Annotated in this window: 16 protein-coding genes; 13 read left to right on the top strand and 3 right to left on the bottom strand. The window is 41.2% G+C overall.

Annotated features, from left to right (window positions below):
• Positions 1 to 201 precede the first annotated feature (201 nt).
• Positions 202 to 336, bottom strand: coding sequence for a hypothetical protein (locus PY364_RS20030; RefSeq protein ID WP_275525171.1), 135 nt, complete (start codon positions 334 to 336; stop codon positions 202 to 204).
• 357 nt (positions 337 to 693) lie between these two features.
• Between PY364_RS20030 and PY364_RS20035 the strand changes: the two genes are divergently transcribed.
• The 11 genes from PY364_RS20035 to PY364_RS20085 all read left to right on the top strand — a co-directional run bounded on the left by PY364_RS20035 (position 694) and on the right by PY364_RS20085 (position 15,529).
• Positions 694 to 1,782, top strand: a complete 1,089-nt coding sequence (locus tag PY364_RS20035; RefSeq protein WP_275525172.1) for a methyl-accepting chemotaxis protein — start codon at positions 694 to 696, stop codon at positions 1,780 to 1,782.
• A gap of 233 nt (positions 1,783 to 2,015) precedes the next feature.
• On the top strand, positions 2,016 to 2,771 hold the full coding sequence (locus PY364_RS20040; RefSeq protein ID WP_275525173.1) for a tetratricopeptide repeat protein: 756 nt from the start codon (positions 2,016 to 2,018) through the stop codon (positions 2,769 to 2,771).
• A 126-nt stretch (positions 2,772 to 2,897) separates the two neighbouring features.
• Entirely contained in the window at positions 2,898 to 3,095 is a 198-nt protein-coding gene (locus tag PY364_RS20045) for a glutathione S-transferase N-terminal domain-containing protein (RefSeq protein ID WP_275525175.1), read from the top strand.
• Positions 3,096 to 3,133: 38 nt separating this feature from the next.
• Positions 3,134 to 5,437, top strand: a complete 2,304-nt coding sequence (locus PY364_RS20050; RefSeq protein WP_275525177.1) for a TOMM precursor leader peptide-binding protein — start codon at positions 3,134 to 3,136, stop codon at positions 5,435 to 5,437.
• Positions 5,438 to 5,778: 341 nt separating this feature from the next.
• On the top strand, positions 5,779 to 6,618 hold the full coding sequence (locus PY364_RS20055; RefSeq protein WP_275525179.1) for a Uma2 family endonuclease: 840 nt from the start codon (positions 5,779 to 5,781) through the stop codon (positions 6,616 to 6,618).
• Between the two features lie 7 nt (positions 6,619 to 6,625).
• A complete protein-coding gene (locus tag PY364_RS20060) occupies positions 6,626 to 7,711 on the top strand; it encodes an amidohydrolase family protein (protein ID WP_275525181.1) in 1,086 nt (361 codons plus the stop codon).
• 40 nt (positions 7,712 to 7,751) lie between these two features.
• Positions 7,752 to 8,147 (top strand): hypothetical protein, encoded by a 396-nt coding sequence (locus PY364_RS20065; protein ID WP_275525183.1) that lies wholly within the window; start codon positions 7,752 to 7,754, stop codon positions 8,145 to 8,147.
• On the top strand, positions 8,144 to 8,566 hold the full coding sequence (locus tag PY364_RS20070; protein ID WP_275525185.1) for an HNH endonuclease: 423 nt from the start codon (positions 8,144 to 8,146) through the stop codon (positions 8,564 to 8,566). Before PY364_RS20065 ends, PY364_RS20070 begins: the two co-directional genes overlap by 4 nt.
• Positions 8,567 to 8,570: 4 nt before the next feature.
• Positions 8,571 to 8,855, top strand: coding sequence for an amidohydrolase family protein (locus tag PY364_RS20075; protein ID WP_275525187.1), 285 nt, complete (start codon positions 8,571 to 8,573; stop codon positions 8,853 to 8,855).
• Between the two features lie 129 nt (positions 8,856 to 8,984).
• Positions 8,985 to 9,992, top strand: coding sequence for a hypothetical protein (locus PY364_RS20080; RefSeq protein ID WP_275525189.1), 1,008 nt, complete (start codon positions 8,985 to 8,987; stop codon positions 9,990 to 9,992).
• 140 nt (positions 9,993 to 10,132) lie between these two features.
• Complete coding sequence (locus PY364_RS20085) at positions 10,133 to 15,529, top strand: AAA family ATPase (RefSeq protein ID WP_275525191.1); 5,397 nt, start codon at positions 10,133 to 10,135, stop codon at positions 15,527 to 15,529.
• Positions 15,530 to 15,722: 193 nt separating this feature from the next.
• Here PY364_RS20085 and PY364_RS20090 read toward each other — a convergent pair whose 3' ends face one another.
• Together PY364_RS20090 and PY364_RS20095 are read right to left on the bottom strand one after the other, a co-directional pair.
• On the bottom strand, positions 15,723 to 16,418 hold the full coding sequence (locus PY364_RS20090) for a TrkA family potassium uptake protein (RefSeq protein ID WP_275525193.1): 696 nt from the start codon (positions 16,416 to 16,418) through the stop codon (positions 15,723 to 15,725).
• A gap of 130 nt (positions 16,419 to 16,548) precedes the next feature.
• Positions 16,549 to 17,883: a TrkH family potassium uptake protein gene (locus PY364_RS20095; RefSeq protein ID WP_275525194.1), complete on the bottom strand. Its 1,335-nt coding sequence runs from the start codon at positions 17,881 to 17,883 to the stop codon at positions 16,549 to 16,551.
• A 134-nt stretch (positions 17,884 to 18,017) separates the two neighbouring features.
• Here PY364_RS20095 and PY364_RS20100 point away from each other — a divergent pair, with 134 nt between their 5' ends.
• A complete protein-coding gene (locus tag PY364_RS20100; protein ID WP_275525213.1) occupies positions 18,018 to 18,866 on the top strand; it encodes a methyltransferase domain-containing protein in 849 nt (282 codons plus the stop codon).
• A 144-nt stretch (positions 18,867 to 19,010) separates the two neighbouring features.
• Positions 19,011 to 21,611 carry an adenylate/guanylate cyclase domain-containing protein gene (locus tag PY364_RS20105; protein ID WP_275525196.1) on the top strand — a complete coding sequence of 867 codons (2,601 nt, stop codon included), beginning with the start codon at positions 19,011 to 19,013 and terminating at the stop codon, positions 21,609 to 21,611.
• The last annotated feature ends 111 nt before the right edge of the window (positions 21,612 to 21,722 follow it).

Consider the following 21,722-nt stretch of genomic DNA (forward strand, 5'->3'; position numbering starts at 1 on the left):
GGATGTGCTTTATTCTCCTAAAGGTGTGGCTGGATACAGTAAATCTCAGGCTGAGTCTCTGTTGAGGGCTAGTTTGCCGCCATTGGAGGATGACTCGCGATCGCCTGACTAATTTACTGGGGATTCACTCTAGTTAATTATCCTCCTAAAAGTAAGCCCCGCAGACATAATTATCCTGCCGAGTTTGCTTTTGAGCGATCGCTAATCTTGTTCAGTGGCGATCGCTAGTTCTTTAAACAGTTCCCGGACGCAACGAGCGATTACCCGCTGGCGGGCCAACCGTAGCGGCGTACCCCCTTTTTTGCGAAGTTTCAGATCCGCCGCTGGCGATCGCAACTCCTAATCGTCGCCTTCCCCGTATTTAAACAGCAGCGATACCCGTCGGCTCACAAATCGCGATTACTCGATCTGCTTTAAAGCTTTCAATCTTCGCTTTTAGCTTATTCAAAGTAGAACTTTGGAGTTGGGTTTAAAACCCGCTCAGGTGGATTTTCGTGCAAAAAAAGTTGAGTAATCCCTTTGACGAATGGATCGGTGCTTTTTTCAGTTCGGCTATTAGCTAGAGCGGAAGCTTGTTGAAGATGACAATTGACTCTAGAGAAATTGGGTCAGATTTCTAATTAATCATAGGGATTTAAGCAATACGAAACTACGCCACGCTCTCCTGAAGAACAGAAAAACTATCAAATATTTTTGCAAGATTGGGAACTTTGGAAGCAATCCCATGAAAATTTTATAAAAGTTGAGGGAGAATTCCAGCAACTAGGTATTCGCAACCCTTGGGGGGAAAAAATGCTGCTCGCCGAACAAAAAAATACAAGTTCATCAGAGAAGGAAAAAATCGCAGCAGCTTTTGTATTAAGCGACCAGTTAAGTCGTATAGGAACGGAAGAAGAGTCTTTATTTGTCAAGTCCACCAATTCACTTCTCGCAGTCTTACGAGTTAATGAAGAAATAGCAGAAATCACCAAGAAAAAAGCTGATGAGGATGTAAGTCAATCTACATTTTGGGTGAGTGTTGGTATTATCTTAGGGCCATTGACAGCGATTGTATTAGGACTGGTTTTAAGCAAGACTTTGATCCAATCTATTAGTAGCATTATTAATTTAATTTCTAGCTCTGCTACCCAGATCGCCGCTAGCGTCGAACAGCACGAACGCATTGCCTCTGAACAGGCATCTTCCGTGAGTCAAACCACTAGCACAATGGATGAGTTGAATGCTTCCTCCCGACAAGCAGCAGAACAAGCCGAAGCGGCTGCGGAAGCCGCCCGTCAAGTGGCTCAGCAAATGATATATTTAAGCGAGCAAACGCGCCAAATTGGTAGCATTACTACTATTGTCAGTGAATTAGCTTCTCAAACTAATATGCTGGCTCTAAATGCAGCAGTTGAGGCTGTGAGAGCGGGAGATTCCGGTAAAGGTTTTGGTGTTGTTGCTTCTGAGATTCGCCGACTCGCTGAAGAGAGCAAAAAATCAGCTCAGAATATTAGTAATTTGATTGCTGATATTCAGATGCTTACGGATTCTACTGTGAGGAGAGGAGATAACCAGGCAAGATTTGAAAATATTGTGGTTGCTGTTAATAATATTGTGATGAATTCTCAGCAAATCTCGTTGACTGCTAAACAACAAGCTATAGCTATTCGACAGGTAGTTGCTGCGATGAGTGCTATCAATGTTGGCGCTCAGCAAACGGCAAGTGGTATTAGTCAGACAAAAATTGGTACTCAAAAATTGAAAGAAGCTGCTCAGAATCTTAAGGCTTTGGGTGTTGGGTAGAGACTGAAAATTATAGAGTTGCAGGCGGATACTATTGAGTTTGAATAAAGTTCTATTGTTGAGAGCGATTGTCAAAGTGGAGATCGACAGCGATCGCTATACTCAACTAGCTTACTGAAAATTGAATTTAACTCTAAATCTCTCACCCAGTGCTAAAATATCACCCTAATTGGCTCCTAGTAGGTTAGGGTAGTTTGCTCAGGCTCTAAAACATTCACTTTTTATTACCACAGATGATGAAAAACAACAAGCACATTGCCTCAGTTCTAAATTTTACTGGGATGTCCGTGAGCATTTTGGCTGCGGTGGGAATGTCGGCTTTGGCGATCGCCACACCCGCCTTGTCTAAGTCTGATAGTTTACAACTTGCACAAAATGCACCACCAAGGCGGGGACAGCCTGCTCGCGAGGTAATATTTTATGAAATGGACAGAGACGAGGTGAAAATATGCAAACAAGCAGCTAATGCGTCTAAGAAATGCGAAGTCATTGGTAAGGGATACACTTTCGGCTTGAGAACGGCAAATGACCTCTACGGCCAAGGTAATATCGCTAATGCAGAGGCTCTTTTTCGACAGTTAATTGCGCGATTTCCTAAGCAGGCAGAGGCTTACTATAAGTTAGGGGCAATTCTATCAAGCCAAGATAAGATAGACGATGCGATCGCCCAGTATCGGCAAGCAATTGAACGCAACCCCGAACACGCTAAAGCTCATAACGATTTAGCTGTTGCTTTGGCTAATAAAAGTCAGTTAGATGAGGCAATTACTGTTTGGAGGCAAGCGATTAAAATTAATGCTGACTATGCAGATGCTTTGAATAATTTAGGTATGGCATTGTTGCAGCAAGGACAGAAAGAAAATCAAAAGGAAGCCGTAGCTAATTTGACGAAAGCTAGAGATTTATTCATCAAACAAGGTAAAACTCGGCAAGCTAACCGCATCGATCAGATTTTGCAACAAATCAATCAAGAGGTTAGGGATTCGTAGCCAGGAAATCGGTATTATCTGTAATTTGTAAAACTTGAAGGTGAAAAATTACTCTTTTCTCTTCACCAATTCCCAATTCCCAATTCCCAATTCCCAATTCCCAACTACTCAAATTAATCCCAAATTATGACTATAGTTTTGTACTATGCTCAGCGTTCGCCCTACGCCCGGAAAGTAAGAATTTTGCTGGCTGAGAAAAATTTGCCAGTGGAACTCATCGCCACCGATATTGCTAATAAATCTCCTGAATTTGTCAGTATTTCTCCTATTGGCAAAGTGCCTGTATTAGCCCCTCTTCCTTCTTCCTTCTTCCTTCTTCCCTAGCCCTGAGCATCGTAGCCCCTAACCCCTAGTTATACACCATGTTCAATCGCATTCAATTCAATCCTGCTTACGCTGTCGAATCGATGGCTCCCGATCGCGTGTTTTTTGTCTCCGAAAAAGGTGCTGGTTGGTTGCGCGATCGCCTATACCAAAAATTGGCTAGTCTAATTGATGGCGATCGCGACAGCGATAAAATTATTGATGCTATTCTTTTAGAGTTACTGGCAGACCAAGAATCCGATCCTGAAAATACGGCTTTCTTTCAGGATGCTCTCAATACCAGCATCAAAACCCAATACGCTCTGTTTCAAATGGAGAAACAGGGCTATATTCAGTTAGAAGACAATCCTCTGCCGCCGGATTTAGCCATCTTCTGTCATCATCTAAATATTGCCCCTGCTGATGTGCAGCAGCGATTGCAATCGACCAAAGTAGCCGTTAAATCATTTAGTTCAGTCTCGGCAGCAGAATTTATTACCCTGCTAGAATCTCTGCATATTCAAGTTGCAGAAATAGGGGATATTACCGTAGTTTTAGCGGACAATTATCTAGATCCTAGACTAGAGGAATTTAACCAAAAAGCTTTGCATTCGCAATCTACTTGGATGTTAGTTAAACCACTGGGGATAACTCCTTGGCTTGGCCCCATATTTGCCCCAGAAAAAACAGGTTGCTGGCATTGTTTAGCTAAACGATTGCAAGATAACAACCCCGTAGAAAGTTTTATCGAAAGGCATAAAGACATTCCCCCCATAAATCCTCCCCTGGCTACTCTCAATTCTACTAAACAAACTGCCCTGAGCATGGCAGCTACGGAAGTGTTTAAATGGATTGCCCAAGGAGAGAATCCCAGATTAACTAGCACTCTGGTAAGTTATGATGCGATCGCGCTCCAAACTCAAGATCACATCCTAGTTAAACGTCCCCAATGTCCTACTTGTGGAGAGATGGCTAAGGGATTAGCTAAGAAACCTCGCCCCGTAGTTTTAGGACATCGGAAGAAAAACTTTACAGAGGATGGCGGACACCGTTTTTGTTCTCCAGAAGAAACCCTGAGAAAATATCAACATCATATTAGCCCGATTACGGGAGTTGTGCGCGGATTGAGCAAGATTCAAACTAATGCTCTCAATCATACCTATGTAGCTAAACATCATTTTCTCACAGTTTTTGACGATTTAGAAAACCTACAAAAAAATCTCGGCGGTAGAAGTTCTGGTAAAGGAAAAACCGATGCTCAAGCCAGAGCCAGCGGTTTTTGTGAGGCTATTGAACGGTATTCGGGAGTTTTTCAGGGAGATGAAATCAGGGAGCAAAGTAGTTACAATAAATTAGGCGATCGCGCCATTCATCCCAATGACTGCATGAACTTCAGCGAACAGCAATATCAACAGCGGCAACAATGGAATGCTGAATGTCAAGGTTGGTTTCAAAAAGTTCCCGAACCCTTCGATCCAGACAGAGAAATTGATTGGACACCTGTTTGGTCTTTGACTCACCAAACCTTCAAATATTTGCCCACAGCTTATTGCTATTATGGCTATTCTCCAGGCTATCAACCTGACTGTTGGGCAGACTCTAATGGTTGTGCTGCGGGTAACACCATTGAAGAAGCAATTCTGCAAGGTTTCATGGAATTAGTAGAGCGGGATGCTGTGGCTTTGTGGTGGTACAATCGCCTTCAGAAACCCCAAGTCGATCTAGATAGTTTTGACGATCCTTATTTCCCAAACTTAAGACAATATTATCGAAGCATCAATCGGGATCTGACGATTTTAGACCTGACTAGCGACTTAAATATTCCCACTTTTGCGGCTGTGACTTGGAGGTGCGATCGCGCAGTAGAAGACATTGTAATCGGCTATGGCACTCATTTTGACCCCAAGATTGCTCTCAGTCGCGCTTTAACGGAAGTCAATCAAATTCTACCCAACGTTTTATTTGCTCAAGCTGATGGTAGTACCCAATACCCTGCTTCTCCCGATCCCTTAGCTGTAGAATGGTGGAAAACTGCAACTATTGCTAATCAACCCTATCTGATTCCCGATCCAAATACTACTCCTAAAGTTTGGGCAGATTATCCCGTAATGGCAACTAACGATCTCCTAGAAGATGTCAAGCTTTGTCAACAAATAGTTGAAAACAAAGGCATGGAAATGTTAGTTTTAGACCAAACTCGTCCTGATATTGGACTGCGAGTAGCTAAGGTAATTGTTCCTGGTATGCGGCATATGTGGAAGCGATTAGATGGAGGAAGACTTTATGATATTCCCGTGCAATTGGGTTGGTTGCCAGCACCGCTTTTAGAGGATCAATTGAATCCCGTACCAATGTGGATGTGATCGATGCCGAGTCAAAAAATCTGCTTTCATTGCCTAATTTCTGCTAATTTTACTTGGTCAAGACTTAGATTATGTCCGGTTAAATGACCGTAATTCCTGTAGGGGCGGGTTCGCCGAAATATTTGACACCCATCGAACAATCATAAAAACCCGCCCCCACCCCACGAAAAAATCAACAATTAATTAAATTTAATGGTTATTCAGTGATAGTTATTCGGGATTATTCGTTGGGTGGGGGCGGGTTTATTAAGATTATTGGTGGGTGACATAATTGATCGGCGAACCCGCCCCTACCCTATCCTAATAATATAATGTGAAATAAGACTTTATCTGATATCGTCATGCTACAACAGCGATCGCCAATTCCCCAGACAGAAACGCCTCTGCCGCCGAAGCAGACGTTGCCGACAATGTACGATCTCCCTAGTGAAGATGCGGAGGAACCTGGTTTGCCTGATGAGTTTCATAGTTGGCAACCGCAGTTGCTATCGCGCACGCTAAAATTGCCAGATTATCCGAGCGATCGCATCTTTGTCGGTTCGGATTTAAACTTATACTATGATGTCCATCATTCTCTGTGGCACAAGCGCCCCGATTGGTTTCTAGTTTTGGATGTTTCCCGGTTGTACGAAGAGACAGATTTACGCTCTAGTTATGTGGTTTGGCAAGAAGGTACAAATCCTTTTTTAGTGGTGGAATTGCTGTCACCGGGAACGGAAAAAGAAGATTTGGGGCAGTTTGTAGAAGCAGAAGTAGATGCGATCGAGGAGAATAGTGGACAAGCAACGCCAGAAACACCGCCGAGGAAGTGGGATGTTTACGAGCGGATTTTGCGAGTACCTTATTATGCCGTATTTAGTCGGTATAGCGATCGCCTGCGGATTTTTAAACTCAATGGTGGGCGCTATCAAGAACAAATCTTAGATGCTGACAATCCTCGGTTTTGGATTCCTGAACTCAAATTGGGTTTGGGAGTTTGGCAAGGGGAATTTGAGGGGATTAATCGGCGCTGGTTGCGGTGGTATGATGGTGTGGGAAATTGGGTGCTAACAGATGCGGAATTTGCGATCGCACAGGCGGAACGAGAACGACAAAAGCGGCTAGAATTAGCTGAGAAGTTAAAGTCGCTTTCTCTCGAACAGTTAACAATTTTGGGCATTAGCCCGTCAGATTTGGAATAATTGTCTTATGCTCAACGGATATAAAATTATTGATGCTGATTCCCACGTTTTTGAACCATCTCAAATGTGGGCAAAATATCTCGCCCCTGAATTTAAGCAATTTGCTCCCTCCCCAGATATGAAAATTCAAGGGCAAAAGATTACTAATCAGGTTTCTGAGCAAGTTGAAAAAGAGGGTAACAAGCAGATGATGGAGGCTCACCCTAATTCTTATTTGAAGCGCTTTGATGTGGAATCCCACGTTCAAGCAATGGTAGAAATGGGAGTCGATATAGCATTTGTTTATCCTACTTTTGGACTGTGGTTGTGGTCAATTGATAGTATGGCTCCAGAAGTTGCCGGAGCCTTTACCAGCGCTTACAATCACTGGTTATATGAGGAATTTTGTAGTTACGATCCTGACAGATTGAAAGGTGTGGGAGCGATTAATCTTCATGCCCCGGAAAAGATGGTTGCGGAATTACATCAAGTTGCTGATTTTGGATGGAAAGCGGTATTTTTGCGCCCCAATCCAGTTAAAGGTAGACTTTTAAGCGATGTTGCCTACGAGCCATTTTGGACAGCTTGTGAAGAGTTAGGAATTGCTATTGGCATCCATGAATCCACTCATAGTTTGTTACCAACTACAGGCGCAGATCGATTTCAGACTCGCTTTGCTACTCACGCCTGCTCTCATCCTATGGAACAAATGATGGCACTTTTAGCCCTGATTGAAGGGGGAGTATTAGAGCGTCATCCTTTGTTGAGAGTAGCATTTTTAGAATCGGGTTGCGGTTGGTTGCCCTATTGGTTGTGGAGATTGGATGAAGAGTATCGGAATTTACATTGGGAAGTGAGCCACAATGTTAAGATGCTGCCTTCAGAGTATTTTCGTCGGCAGTGCTTTATTGCTGTTGAGCCGACGGAACCTTATCTGGGTCAAATTATCGATTACATTGGCTCGGATAACTTGATTTTTGGTTCCGACTATCCTCACATGGATCATCAGCCCGATATCGTTGAAAAAACGATCGGGCTGGAAGATAGCTTGTCTAAAGAAACGGTACAAAAGATTATCTGGGATAATCCTCGTCGTTTCTATGGTTTAGATTGATAGTGCATTGACTGAATTTCCAAACATCCCATATTTTCTTATGAGTGTCGAAATTAAACTTAACTTATCAGACGACTTAATAGAGTCGGCGAGACATCTGGGAGAAGCAACCCAAGAAGATGTATCAACTATCCTGCTGAATATTTTAGAGGTGTTATTGCCAACCCTAGAAACTCTAGCAGAGCATAATTTCTATCCGGTAGTAGCTAATCTGGCTGATACCCAAGTAGTGGCTTTAGCCGATGCTAAAATGGATGGGATTTCTAATCAACGACTAAGGGAACTGCAAGAAAAAGGGAAAACTACCGAACTTACCCAAGCAGAAGGGGATGAACTGCTAACGTTAATTTCTATTTATCAACTCGGACAACTGCGTAAATCAGCGGCTTTAGCTGAAGGAGTTAAACGAGGCTTGCTCTCTCCCTTGCATCCATGAGCAACCTTTCTGAAAATTTACGCGCATCAGTTAGACAAAGAGCCGGAAATCGATGCGAATACTGCCACAGTCATCAAGATTATATTATGGGTTGGCTTCAGGTTGACCATATTTATCCTATTGCTAAAGGAGGAGAAGATACGTTAGATAATCTCTGTTTGTCTTGTGAGTTGTGCAATCAATATAAATGGACAAAAACAGAGGAATTAGATCCTGAAAGTGGGATAAAAGTGCAGCTTTTTAATCCTCGTCAACAAAAGTGGCAAGAACATTTTGCTTGGACTGAAGATGGGACAATAATTATGGGGATGACAGCCTGCGGTCGTGCAACAGTCATAGCTTTAAAACTAAATAATAGTTTGGCGGTGACAGTGCGTCGCAATTGGGTTAAAGCTGGTTGGCATCCACCAAGGACATAAATCAATGTATCGTAATTTACATAGGAAAGTGAGCGATCGCGTTAAGATGCTACCATCAGAGTATTTTCGTCGCCAGTGCTTTATTGCCGTTGAGCCGACGGAACCTTATCTGGGTCAAATTATTTATTATATCGGTTCCGATAACTTAATTTTTGGTTCCGACTATCCCCACATGGATCATCAGCCAGATATCATTGAAAAAATGATCGGGCTGGAAGATAGCTTGTCTAAAGAAACGGTAAAAAAGATTGTCTGGGATAATCCCCGTCGCTTCTATGGTTTAAGCTAAAATTTAGAAGGCGGTTTTCGTAACATTTTCGTAATAATTAACATAAAAAAACAAAACCTTATGGTAGAGTAAACAAGTATATACACTAAAGTCGTGCAAAAGACTTAAATATTTGAGGAAATCTCTGATATGCCAATCCCTAGTCATCTGCTCAACCTGTTATCCTCTGGAAATATCACCAACGGATTTTCGGTAGAAAAATTATCGGATGTGTGCTCAGACAATAACATCTTAGCTAAATTGCTTGAAGTCGATCATAATTGTACAAAATCAGACAAGTATTACGATGACGACTATTTTCAGGTACTTATCGTCACCGAGCCAAACAAAGACACAGGTTTTGAAACCACATTACTCACGAAAAAAAAGAAAGAATTCGAGGGAATGGAAGTTTTGGGAGGAGGAACCATCGCAGACAAACTACCTTCTCTAGGGGTAGAACTCGATCCAAAGTTTCTACGCATAAAAGATGACGATGGGAATATCAATTACCAAAATCTGGCTAAATATCCTACGGCACGATTCATGCTGCAATGCCGAAAGTTATCCCAGTTAATTGCTAAAACATGGCTCCCGAAAGACTCCTTTAAAGACGAGTTAGCTGCCACAAAAGCACGGTTAGCCCGGAAATTTTTCTTTGCTGCAAATCTCCAACCTAATAATTTTGACCCTGAACCTAACCAGATTCCAACTGGAAAGGAAACTGAGAACATTATTCAACCCAATAGACTCAGCCAGCAGGGACTACAATTAAGTCTCTTGTTTGGGGGATTAGTATATACACCCTCAGCGCCAGGATCGGACACCTATCTGCGTATTTGCGAACCAATTTTTAGCAATTACGAACTTGTCTATGAATACGCATTGAGAGTATCTTGGGATACTTTCTACGCTACCAGGACAGATTATCCCCAGCCCGGAAATAACCCTGTTCCTCCTTACTATGAAGTAGTTATGTCCTATCCCCCCCGACCAGAGCTAGGTGAATTCACCGTGAAACTTGAGCAAGTCGAAAAGTGGGCAAAGGCCAAAGACAAACATGGAGATTTCCCATTTTATCCTGAAGATATAGCATCGTCAGATAAGGTAGGGTTTGTGCATCCTCCCTATCCTTATATCCCCCTTAGTTGTACCTAATTGATATTGCCATTGCTCGATCGCAATTTACACTTTACAATTTAGCTAAAGTTGAGATTGCGATCGGCAAAATAAATTAAAGTAAACAATCTATTTTTTGCCACTATCCTTAAATTAGCTGACACAAAAAAAATAAAACTATGAATCCTGTAAACTTCCTTCAGGAAATTGATATTACTGGTTTTACTGAAAAAGATATTACGGAAATAATTCAGGAAAACACTAACTCATCAGTTTGTCGAGCCATCAAGAAACTGAACGATCGTAACGATTGTTATCAGTCAATGATTGTAAAAATTCTTGTTAAAGACTATCCTACTCCCTCAGAACTTACCAGATACAAGCAGGAATATGAAATTCTGCGATCGCTCAATTTGCTGAAGGCTGAGGGAGTTATTGAAGCCTATGGCTTACGCCAATACCAAAACAGTTTAGCCATGTTTTTGGAAGATATTGGTGGCAAATCTTTAAAATTTATATTATCGGAGCGGCAGTTTACATTAGAAGAGTTTTTGACTATAGCTATAAAAATAGCGAAAAGTTTAGATGCAATCCATAATGCTAATGTTATTCACAAAGACATTAATCCATCCAACATCATTTACAATTCAGAAACAAAGCAGTTAAAAATAATTGACTTTGGTATTTCCACCAATTTATCTGAAGAAAATCAGGAGGTTTCCAACCCCAATCAATTAGAAGGAACTTTAGCCTATATTGCTCCAGAACAAACCGGGAGAATGAACCGACGCATAGATTATCGGAGTGATTTTTATTCCCTTGGTGCTACCTTATATGAACTATTAACTCGTCAACTACCCTTTGAAAATACCGATCCAATGGAGTTAGTTCATTGCCACATTGCTCAACAGCCTAAAATACCTCAAGAACTGGTTCCTTCAATTCCTTTAACTTTATCCAATATCATCCTCAAATTGTTAGCTAAAACCCCAGAGGAAAGATACCAAAGTGCTTGGGGATTAAAAGCTGATTTGGAAACCTGTCTTGAACAATTACAAACTTTAGGGGAAATTTCCGATTTTTCTTTAGGTAGTCAAGATATTTCCGATAAATTTCACATCCCTCAAAAACTTTATGGCAGGGAAGAACAAGTTAATCAACTGCTGGCTACTTTTGAGCAAGTTAGTCAAGGAAGAAATGAAATATTAATGGTGGGTGGTTATTCAGGAATTGGGAAATCTGCTTTAATCAATGAAATTCATAAACCCATAGTCAGCCAACATGGATACTTTATCAGCGGAAAATTCGATCAACTAAAACGAGATATTCCTTATGCGGTAATTAGTCAAGCTTTTCAGGATTTGATCCGTCAACTCCTCAGCGAACCAGAAGCAAGTTTGCAAACTTGGAAAGCAGAGATTTTAGAAGCAGTAGGATCTAGCGGTCAAGCAATCGTTGATATCATTCCAGAAGTCGAACAAATTATTGGCAAACAACCATTACTGGAATCACTAGGAGCAACTGAATCGCAAAATCGTTTTAACGTATTTTTCAAAAGATTTGTTAATGTTTTTGCTACCAAAGAACATCCTTTAGTAATTTTCTTGGATGATTTACAGTGGGCAGATTTAGCATCTTTAAAGCTAATTGAGCAATTAACAACCGATCCTGATACCCAATATTTATTAACCATTGGTGCATACCGCGATAATGAAGTTAATTCTACTCACCCTTTAATCCAGACTTTAGAGCAAATTCAAAAAGCTAATACTACAATTAATCAAATTTTTCTTCACCCTTTAGCAATTAGAGATATTAATCAGTTAATTGCTGACACCCTCAGTTGTTCAACAGAAACTTCGCAACCTTTAGCAGAATTAATTGCAAACAAAACCGGAGGCAATCCATTTTTCCTAACTCAATTACTCCAGCTATTATATACAGATCATTTACTATCGTTCGATCGCCCCAGAGGTTGCTGGCAATGGGATATTGAGAACATCAACGGAATCGGCATAACTGATAATGTCGTTGACTTAATGGTTCGTAAAATCGCAAAATTAGACGATTCTACCCAAAAAGTTTTAAAACTAGCTGCCTGCATTGGCAATAGATTTGATTTAGAAGTTCTTTCTGTAGTCAATAGTAAATCTTCCCCCGTCACATCTCAAGAACTTCAGCCAGCAATACAGGAAGGTTTGATTATACCTCTAAGTAACGATTACAGAATTCCTTTGCTATGGAGTGAGGAGGAGATTAATAGTGATTCTTCTCAGATATCTTCTTTAATTTCTCAACCTACTCAGTCTATCCCCTATAAATTTTTGCATGACAGAGTTCAGCAAGCCGCTTATGCTCTAATTCCAGAAAATGAAAAGAAAGCAGTTCATCTGCAAGTAGGCAGGCTTTTACTAGAAAACACTCAAGAAAATGAGTTACAAGAAAAACTTTTTGATATTATCAATCACCTGAATGAAGGTGCGGAATTAATTACCGAACAGGCGAGAAAAGATGAATTAATTAAGCTAAATCTTCAAGCCAGCAAAAAAGCCAAAGCATCGACAGCCTACGATCCTGCTCTTAAATACTTAGAGACTGCATTAAAGCTTTTAGTAGCAGATAGCTGGGATTCTCAGTATGAATTGACATTAAAAATTTATTTAGAAACTTTGGATCTCCTATTTTCTAGCACAAAATTTGAGCAAATAGAACAGCTATCGGAAATCATTTTAGGGAAAGCCAAAAATATTCTTGACAAAACAAAAGTATATGAAATCAAAATTCTTTTATATAAAGTAAAGATGGATAATCAAAAATCCACAGATACTTGTCTTGAAGCTTTATCCCTGTTAGGAATAGATGTTGTTCAAGATTCTCAAGCAAGGGGAATGGAAGATAAGGTTCGTGAATCGATTGCATCAATATTAGCAGTAAGAAAAATTGAAGATTTAGAAAACCTGCCGATAATGACTGATGAATACAAACTTGCTGCAATATCAGTTATTCAATCGGTTATAACTACTACATGGACTACAAATTTTCCATTGTGTGTTGAGTTACTCTTAATCGGGATAGATTTGTGTGTAAAATTTGGGAATCCTCCGCAAGCTCCTAGTATCTACATTCATTATGCAGGAATTGCTTTATCTGCTGTAATTGGAGATATTGACTCAGCATATCAGTTGGGCAGACTTTCTATCAAATTATTATCAAAGTTCAACGTCCCTAAACTTCAAGCCTCTGTAATGCACTTATATTATGGATGGATATGGCACTGGAAAAAACTTCTCAATGAAGAACTTGCCCAGCAAGAATTAATGTATGGTATTCAGAAAGGTGTAGATAATGGAGATAATGAGTACCCTTGCTATGACGCTATGGATATTTGCCTGATTAATTTTTTTGGAGGATATGAGTTAGAAATAGTCGAACAAGAATATATAAAATATACTATTTTTATTGAAAAATTAAAACAAGAATATTCTCTGAATTATATCAAGATTTGCCAGAGAATTGCACACAATTTAGTTCAAGGATACAATGAATACTGTTTAGCTGTTGGCGACTCTCAAGAAGAAGAAAATATATTGTTGACTAATTGGAGTAATAATGCCTGGTTACTGTTCATTGCTCATTTGAATAAAACAATTACATATTATTTGTTCAAGGATTATAAAAAAGCCTTTAATAACACAATTGAAGCCAATAAATATGTTTTACCAGTTAAAACATTTTTGTTGGAACCGCAGCACTCTTTTTATTTTTCTTTGGTGTTACTTGCTTGTTACAACAATAGCGAACCAGAGCAACAGCAAAACCTACTCAAACAAGTAGAAAGCAATCAGGAAAATATGAATACATGGGCTAAGCAATGCCCAGAGAATTTCCTGCATAAATTTACTTTAATAGAAGCGGAAAAAGCCCGCGTTTTAGGTCAAAACTGGGAAGCACAAGAATTTTATGAAGAAGCTATTAAAGGGGCTAAGAAATATAAATTTATCCATGAAGAAGCCCTAGCCTACGAACGCGCCGCAGAATTCTATCTATCACTAGGTAGAGAAGAAATCGGTCAATTATATCTCAGAAATGCCCATTATTGCTACACCCAATGGGGAGCCAAAGCCAAAGTTACAGCCTTAGAAACAGAATATCCCCAGTTGCGAGTACGTATCACCAATAGAACAGAAACTAACCGCACCAGTACCACTTCTACTGGTAGCAATGGAGAAGTCCTAGACTTAACAACCGTCATCAAAGCCTCCCAAGCTCTCGCCGGAGAAATTGTGCTAGAAAAATTACTAGCCAAACTAATGCAGTTTGCCATTGAAAATGCCGGCGCTCAAAAAGGATATCTGATTTTAGTCAATAACAATAAATTAACCATTGAAGCCGCTAGAGAAGTAGGCAAAGATGAAGTCACAGTCTTGCAATCCCAGTCAGTAGAAACCACTGACCTACTCCCCCAAGGAATTATTAACTATGCCATGAGAACCCAAGAAGATTTGGTACTAAGTGATGCCACCCACCAAGGACTTTTTATCAACGAACCTTATATCGTTGAAAATCAACCAAAGTCAGTTCTCTGCGCTCCCATCATCAATCAAGGCAAACTAATCGGACTACTTTACCTAGAAAATAATCTCACTACCGATGCCTTTACTACTGACCGCTTAGAACTACTCAGAGTTCTGTCATCCCAAGCAGCAATTTCCATTGAAAATGCCCTCCTCTACCAAACCTTAGAGCAAAAAGTTGAAGAACGGACTGCCCAATTAGCCCAGGCTAATACAGAGATTGTAAAACTAAACGATCGCCTCAAAGAAGATAATCTGCGAATGAGTACCGAACTAGATATTACTCGCGAATTACAACAAATGATTCTGCCCAAAGAGTCGGAATTGCAACAAATTCCGGGTCTGGATATTGCCGGATTCATGGAACCAGCTACAGAAGTCGGCGGCGACTACTACGACGTGCTCAATCAAGATGGACGGATTAAAATCGGCATCGGCGATGTCACCGGTCACGGACTAGAAAGCGGTGTGGTAATGATTATGGCGCAAACAGCCGTGCGAGCATTATTAGCGAATAATGAAACAGACCCAGTGCGCTTTTTAAGTGCCGTCAACCAGACAATTTACGGTAACGTCCAGCGGATGAATGCTGATAAAATGCTGTCTTTAGCTTTACTAGACTATCAGGATGGGACTGTACGCATCAGCGGACAACATGAGGAAGTAATTTTAATCCGTGCGGATGGTAGTCTAGAACTAATTGATACAATGGATTTAGGTTTTCCAATTGGCCTGGAATCAGATGTTGCTGATTTTATCAATGAATTAGAAATAGTGTTAAATCCTGGGGATGGAATTGTCCTATATACAGATGGCATCACTGAGGCAGAAAATCTTGATGGGGAACTATATGGACTAGAAAGATTGTGTGACGTAGTTCGCCAGAATTATAATTTGTCAGCGACAGAGATGCAGCAAAATATTATTGCAGATGTTCGGCGTTATATTGGCACTCAAGAGGTTTTTGATGATATTACTTTGCTAGTCTTGAAACAGAAATAAGTCAATGTGTGTCATTGCGAGGAACGAAGCAATCGCAAGGCTTTGGGATTGCTTCGTTCCTCGCAATGACAGCATTTCACATGAACAAATATACCCAGCGATTGAAATCGCGGCTACACGAACAAAGTCCGCCTACGCGGACTGTAGAATTCAACCCGCGCACCATCCTGGTTTTGTCTGTGTAGCCGCTTTACTAAATCGGCAAACGATTAATATCTTTATTCGAGCCAATCACCACCATTGCACATCCCTTTTTCAGACGCTCCGTTGGCTGCGGATTAATCTCAAACTTATTAGCATGGCTAACCGCGATTAGATTCAAACCATAATTACGGCGAAGTTCCAAATCAGCGATCGTTTTCCCATCAAACTTTTCAGGAACAAGCATCTCCACAATACTATGATCCGGATCGAGATCGAAGCGTTCTAAAATACTTGGTTTCGTCAGAATTCGCGCCAAAGCACAACCCATTTCTCGTTCGGGAAAAACCACATGATCTGCGCCAACTTTCCTTAACAGTTTTAGGTGAGTTTCCGAAGAAGCTTTTGCCACTACATGAGCAACCCCTCCTTCCTTAAGATTCAGAGTTGTCGTAATACTTTCTGCCAAGTAATTCCCAATCGCCACAATCACCGTATCAAACTCAAAAATCCCCGCTTCTTTCAGTGCAGTAGGATCGGTTGAGTCTAATTCTACAGCATGAGCCGCAATTTGATCGCTCAAAATCTGCGTTACTTTCTTTTCATCCGTATCAACACCTAGCACTTCATAGCCCAAACTATGCAGCGTCTCACAGACAGCGCGACCAAAGCGGCCTAATCCAATCACAGCAAATTGCTTATTTTCTGTCCGCAAACTGCGGAAAAAGTTTAAAGACGACAGATTCACACCGATATTCAGCGCTTGAACTCTTACTTTTCAGGTTTCAGCAGAGAAAGCGCAGCCTCCTACGAATTTTTGCTAGCTAATAAAAAATTGTCCGGGTCAAAACCCACATTATAGATTATCAAAAACCAGACTATCCCACCAATAAATTTTCCTCCGGGAATTTGAAATTACAGGGTTTAGGATCTCCCAAAATCGCTCCCATCAGTAGCAATACGCCCACCCTACCAATGTACATCGTCATAATCACAACCAGTTTGCTGAATACTGAAAGTTTAGCCGTAATCCCAGTCGAGAGGCCAACAGTTGCAAAAGCAGACACCGCCTCAAACAAAGCTGGCATAAATTCTAACTCAGGATTTGCCAACTCAATTAATATTGTAGCCGTCATCACCACTACCAGAGAACCAAACACTACACCAACAGTTTTTAAAATCAACGCTTGGGGGATTTGGCGCTGATAGCACTGTACTTCTTCTTTCCCTTCTAACACAGCTTCAGTACAGCTAAATAATAGCCTAAAAGTTGTGGTTTTAATCCCGCCACCCGTACTACCAGGACTAGCACCAATAAACATAAGCAGCACTGTCAGAAATAAGGCAGGCTGAGTCATTTTGCCAATATCAATTGTATTAAATCCAGCAGTACGGGGAGTAACAGATTGAAACCAAGCCGCCATCACTTTTTGACCTAAATTGAGAGAACCTAAAGTGGCAGGATTGTTAAATTCTAGCAAGAAAAATGCCAAAGTTCCAAAAATTAGAAGGGCTAGAGTTGTACTCGTAACAACCTTGAAATTCAGAGGAAAAATAATACAAGCATGACTTTTAGAAAGGCGATCCCGCGTCCACAAGTACATTTCCATAATTACCTGATAGCCAATGCCACCGAAGATAATTAAGATAGTAATCACAAAATTGACCAAGGGTGAGTCAACATAGCCCATTAAACTATCGGAATAGAGACTAAAACCAGCATTATTAAAGGCATTAATGCTGTGAAACACTGACGACCATAACCCCTGATAAAACCCAAATTTTGGCACGAATACTAGCAACAGTAAAAAAACTCCCGTCAATTCAAATAAAACCGTTGTTGCCAGAATTGACTTCACCAATTGCACCACGCCAGCCAAGCCGGATTTATCCAGAGATTGTTGCAGGGCAACTTTGTCTTTTAAACCAAACTTGCGACCTAATAATAGCAGCAAGAAAGTAGTTGCTGTCATGTAGCCTAAACCACCTATTTGTACCAAGGCAACCAGACAAAATTGCCCCCAAAAAGAATAATATTTTCCTACATCAACAACTGACAAGCCAGTAACGCACACAGCAGAGGTTGAAGTAAACAAAGCCGTTACAGGATCGCTCCATGTCCCGTCACTGGTCGAAAAAGGCATTGCCAACAAGATAGCACCTGCGACAATGACAGCGATAAACCCAAGGCAAATAGTTCGCGAGACAGTCATTAGAAATTACTAATTGATAGTTGGTCATTTGTCAATAGGTTTTAGTCTAGACAAATAACAGGGAAGAAATGACAAAAGTTAGGAAACAGTAGACAATGGACAATGGAAACCTTTTAATAGCTTACAACGGTGTGATGACTTCAACACTTTACCAGCAAATCCAGCAATTTTACGACGCTTCCAGCGGTCTGTGGGAACAGGTTTGGGGCGAACATATGCACCACGGCTATTATGGGCCGGAGGGCAATCTAAAAAAAGAACGCCGCCAAGCACAGATTGACTTGATTGAGGAACTTTTAATTTGGGCCTCTGTCTCCTCATCTTCCCATATCCTCGATGTGGGTTGTGGTATTGGTGGCAGTTCTCTCTATTTGGCTGAAAAGTTTAATGCTACTGTTACTGGCATTACTTTAAGCCCTGTACAAGCAAATAGGGCGGCGGAAAGGGCTAAAATAGCAGGACTAGAAACTCGCGCTAATTTTCAGGTAGCAGATGCTTTGAATTTGCCTTTTGCTGACGATTCCTTTGACTTAGTATGGTCGCTGGAAAGTGGCGAACATATGCCAAATAAGATTAAATTTTTGCAAGAATGCTATCGCGTGCTTAAGCCTGGTGGAACTTTGATGATGGCTACTTGGTGTCACCGCCCGCTTACAGAAAATGCAGGACAGCTAACAGATAAAGAAAGAAAACAGCTAGCAGAAATTTACCGAGTGTATGCTTTGCCTTACGTGATTTCGCTGCCAGAGTACGAAGCAATTGCCGAAAATTTATCTTTCACAAATATTCGTACAGCAGATTGGTCAACGGCCGTTGCTCCCTTCTGGGATGTAGTAATTGATTCAACTTTTAACCCTTTGGTTCTTGTCAATTTATTGCTTTCGGGTTGGTCAACTATTCAAGGAGCTCTTTCTTTAGGTTTAATGCGCGATGGTTATCAGCAAGGATTGATTAAATTTGGTTTGCTTTGCGGTAATAAGTAATAAGTAATTGGTAATTGGTAATTGGTAATTGCTAATTAGGGAAAAAGCCTCCCCCGCTCCCCTGCTCCCCCGCTCCCCCTCTCTTTCCCTAGTCCCTAGCCCCTAGCCCCTAGCCCCTTCTTTAGTCCCTTTTTTGGTAAATAGATGTTAAATCCCCTAAATCACTTAACTAAATTCCGTAATGACTCACTAGGTAATCTCAAACTGGGTAAATGGACAATTCAATCCAAGCTACAAGCGTTGCTAGTAGGAGTTAGCCTCGGTTCTGTAGTGATAGTTAGTGGGATTGGTTGGTATCAAACACAAGCCACCCTCAGAAGCAAAATTGCCGAACAACTTCAAGGTATTAGCATCACCAAAGCCGAGCAATTTGAGTCCTACTTTGAAAATTTGAACAATCAAGTGGGGATGCTGGCAGCAGACGGCAACGTAGTTAAAGCGATGGTAGAGTTGAATGCAGGATATCGCATCTTGGAAAGTAACCTGATTCCCTCTGAATGGGATAAAGCTTTAGATACTTACTACACCGAAAAATTTTTTCCTCGGTTGCAAAAAAATCTATCCCCGGAGGCAATAAACCCCAGTGTTTATATTCCCACCGGACAAGCGGCTCGCTATCTCCAGTATCACTACATTGCTGCTAATCCCAATCCAGTCGGCGAAAAAAACAAACTGCTCGATGCTGGTGATGGCAGCGATTACAGCAAAGCTCATGCCAAATATCAACAATTCTTAGCAGAAATTATCCAAAGATTCGGTTATTACGATTTATTTTTGATTAACCATAAAACCGGGGATATCATCTATTCCTATTTTAAAGAGACAGATTTTGCCACCAGTAGGCTACAGGGTTTTTACTACCAGAGTTCCTTAGCAGATTTAGTGCAAAAAGTTCAGTCAAATCCGACCAAAGGTAACATTCAGGTGGCTGATTTCAAACCTTATCGCCCCTCTTATAACGCGCCCGCTGCTTTCGTGGCAACACCAATTTATAGTGGTTTAAACATGATTGGCATCTTGGCAGTACAAATTCCCACTAACAAAATTGATCAGGCAATTAGCCGGAATAATAATTGGGAAAGCAGCGGTTTACAGAAAACAGGAGAAGCTTATTTAGTCGGGCCAGATTCCTTAATGCGTTCCACATCCCGTTTTTGGGTTGAAGATGCCAAAAAATATCAAAACATTGTTAGTAATACGGGGACTGACAAAAGAACTCTCGAACTAATGGAGAACTTCAAAACTACCATTGGCCTACAGAAAATTGACTCGACCGCCGCCCAAGCCGCCTTAGAAGGAAAACAAGGAATGATGGTAAATAGTAACTATCGGGGCGTAGAGGTATTGAGTGCTTACTCCCCTTTAAAATTGAACGGATTAAATTGGGCAATTTTGGCAGAAATGGAAGTGGGAGAAGCTTATAGCCCACTTTACAAATTACAGGTAATTTTGCTAATTGCGGCAGCGCTTTTCCTACTAGGAACGGCATTTTTAGCGGCAATTGCAGCGAAGATTTTTACCACTCCCCTGCGTCGCTTGACGGAAAATGCCATACAACTTAGTGCTGGGAAATTAGATGTGGAAGTTGAGGTAAAATCCCAAGACGAATTTGGAGAATTGGCAACAGAGTTTAAAGAGGTGGCGAACAAATTACGCCAAACTGAAGAGGAACTGCAAATTAAGGATCGGGAGAATAGTATTCTGTTGAATAATATCCTACCTAATGCGATCGCCGAACGCAGGAAACAAGGAGAGGAGTCCATTGCCGATAGCCTCAAGCAAGTAACCATCCTCAATGTTCATCTGGCGGGGATTTCTGACCTCAACAAACGCCTGTCAGCGCCAAAAATGACAGAATTGCTTACCGAGCTATTTGATGACTTTGATTCAGCAGCAGAACGCTACGGGTTGGAACGACTGAACTCTGCGACAGCAAGCTATATGGCAGTATGCGGGCTCACCCAAGCCAGATTTGACCACAGCCAGCGAACGGTTGATTTTGCCCTAGTCATGTTAGACATCATCCAGCGTCTGAATGTTAATTATAATTCTCCCTTAGCTTTACGCATCAGCATTCATGCAGGTTCCGTCACCGCAGGGATAGTAGGAACAGAGAGATTTGGCTACAAGATTTGGGGAGAAACAGCGTATATAGCCAGCAGTCTCCAGAACCAAGCTAATTTGAACTATATTTTACTAACTCAAAGTGTCTACGAACGGATTGCAGATAGCTACACTTTCATCAAAAACCCAGTCGCGAAAATTCAAGGTTTTCCAGAAGTAGAAACCTGGACGCTGGTAACTACTAGAAAGTTAGTTCTGAGTCAGGTGGAGTTAGTTCAATCATCCTTTGAAAAAGTAAAATCCATTGCCGATAAGGTTGCCGAACTTTTCTACCAACGACTGTTTGAAATAGACCCTTCTCTACGTCCTTTATTTAAAGGGGAGATAAAAGAACAGGAACGTAAGCTAATGGCTACCCTTGCACTTGCAGTGGAGGGTTTGCGTCGGCCAGGTAAGATTATCCTAGCCGTTCAGGATTTGGGTCGCCGTCATGCGGGCTATGGAGTTAAGGCTGAATACTACGATATTGTCGGCGAAGTTTTGCTGTGGACTTTAGCGCAAGGATTGGGTGTAGAATTTACTATGCCAGTCCGAAAAGCATGGGAAGAAGCTTACGCATTCCTAAGCGAAATTATGAAAGAAGCAGCAGCAGAACTTGAGTTAGAAAAAATCGGTGTTTGAAGGAGGCAGGAGGCGCGAGCCTGAAGGAAAATGCAATAATAGTAGGACTTACGTAACTGTCACAATATAGGGTTAAATTTTAAGTATGTAGTTGCGCTTCAGCGCTCTTTC

The organism is Kamptonema sp. UHCC 0994 (assembly GCF_029167235.1).
Taxonomy (GTDB): Bacteria; Cyanobacteriota; Cyanobacteriia; order Cyanobacteriales; family Microcoleaceae; genus Kamptonema.

What these genes read in the sequence shown, in the direction of transcription:
- PY364_RS20040 (WP_275525173.1), top strand. Translation starts at nt 2,016, where the DNA reads ATGATGAAAAACAACAAGCACATTGCCTCAGTTCTAAATTTTACTGGG.
- PY364_RS20045 (WP_275525175.1), top strand. Translation starts at nt 2,898, where the DNA reads ATGACTATAGTTTTGTACTATGCTCAGCGTTCGCCCTACGCCCGGAAA.
- PY364_RS20050 (WP_275525177.1), top strand. Translation starts at nt 3,134, where the DNA reads ATGTTCAATCGCATTCAATTCAATCCTGCTTACGCTGTCGAATCGATG.
- PY364_RS20055 (WP_275525179.1), top strand. Translation starts at nt 5,779, where the DNA reads ATGCTACAACAGCGATCGCCAATTCCCCAGACAGAAACGCCTCTGCCG.
- PY364_RS20060 (WP_275525181.1), top strand. Translation starts at nt 6,626, where the DNA reads ATGCTCAACGGATATAAAATTATTGATGCTGATTCCCACGTTTTTGAA.
- PY364_RS20065 (WP_275525183.1), top strand. Translation starts at nt 7,752, where the DNA reads ATGAGTGTCGAAATTAAACTTAACTTATCAGACGACTTAATAGAGTCG.
- PY364_RS20070 (WP_275525185.1), top strand. Translation starts at nt 8,144, where the DNA reads ATGAGCAACCTTTCTGAAAATTTACGCGCATCAGTTAGACAAAGAGCC.
- PY364_RS20075 (WP_275525187.1), top strand. Translation starts at nt 8,571, where the DNA reads ATGTATCGTAATTTACATAGGAAAGTGAGCGATCGCGTTAAGATGCTA.
- PY364_RS20080 (WP_275525189.1), top strand. Translation starts at nt 8,985, where the DNA reads ATGCCAATCCCTAGTCATCTGCTCAACCTGTTATCCTCTGGAAATATC.
- PY364_RS20085 (WP_275525191.1), top strand. Translation starts at nt 10,133, where the DNA reads ATGAATCCTGTAAACTTCCTTCAGGAAATTGATATTACTGGTTTTACT.
- PY364_RS20095 (WP_275525194.1), bottom strand. Translation starts at nt 17,883, where the DNA reads ATGACTGTCTCGCGAACTATTTGCCTTGGGTTTATCGCTGTCATTGTC.
- PY364_RS20100 (WP_275525213.1), top strand. Translation starts at nt 18,018, where the DNA reads ATGACTTCAACACTTTACCAGCAAATCCAGCAATTTTACGACGCTTCC.
- PY364_RS20105 (WP_275525196.1), top strand. Translation starts at nt 19,011, where the DNA reads ATGTTAAATCCCCTAAATCACTTAACTAAATTCCGTAATGACTCACTA.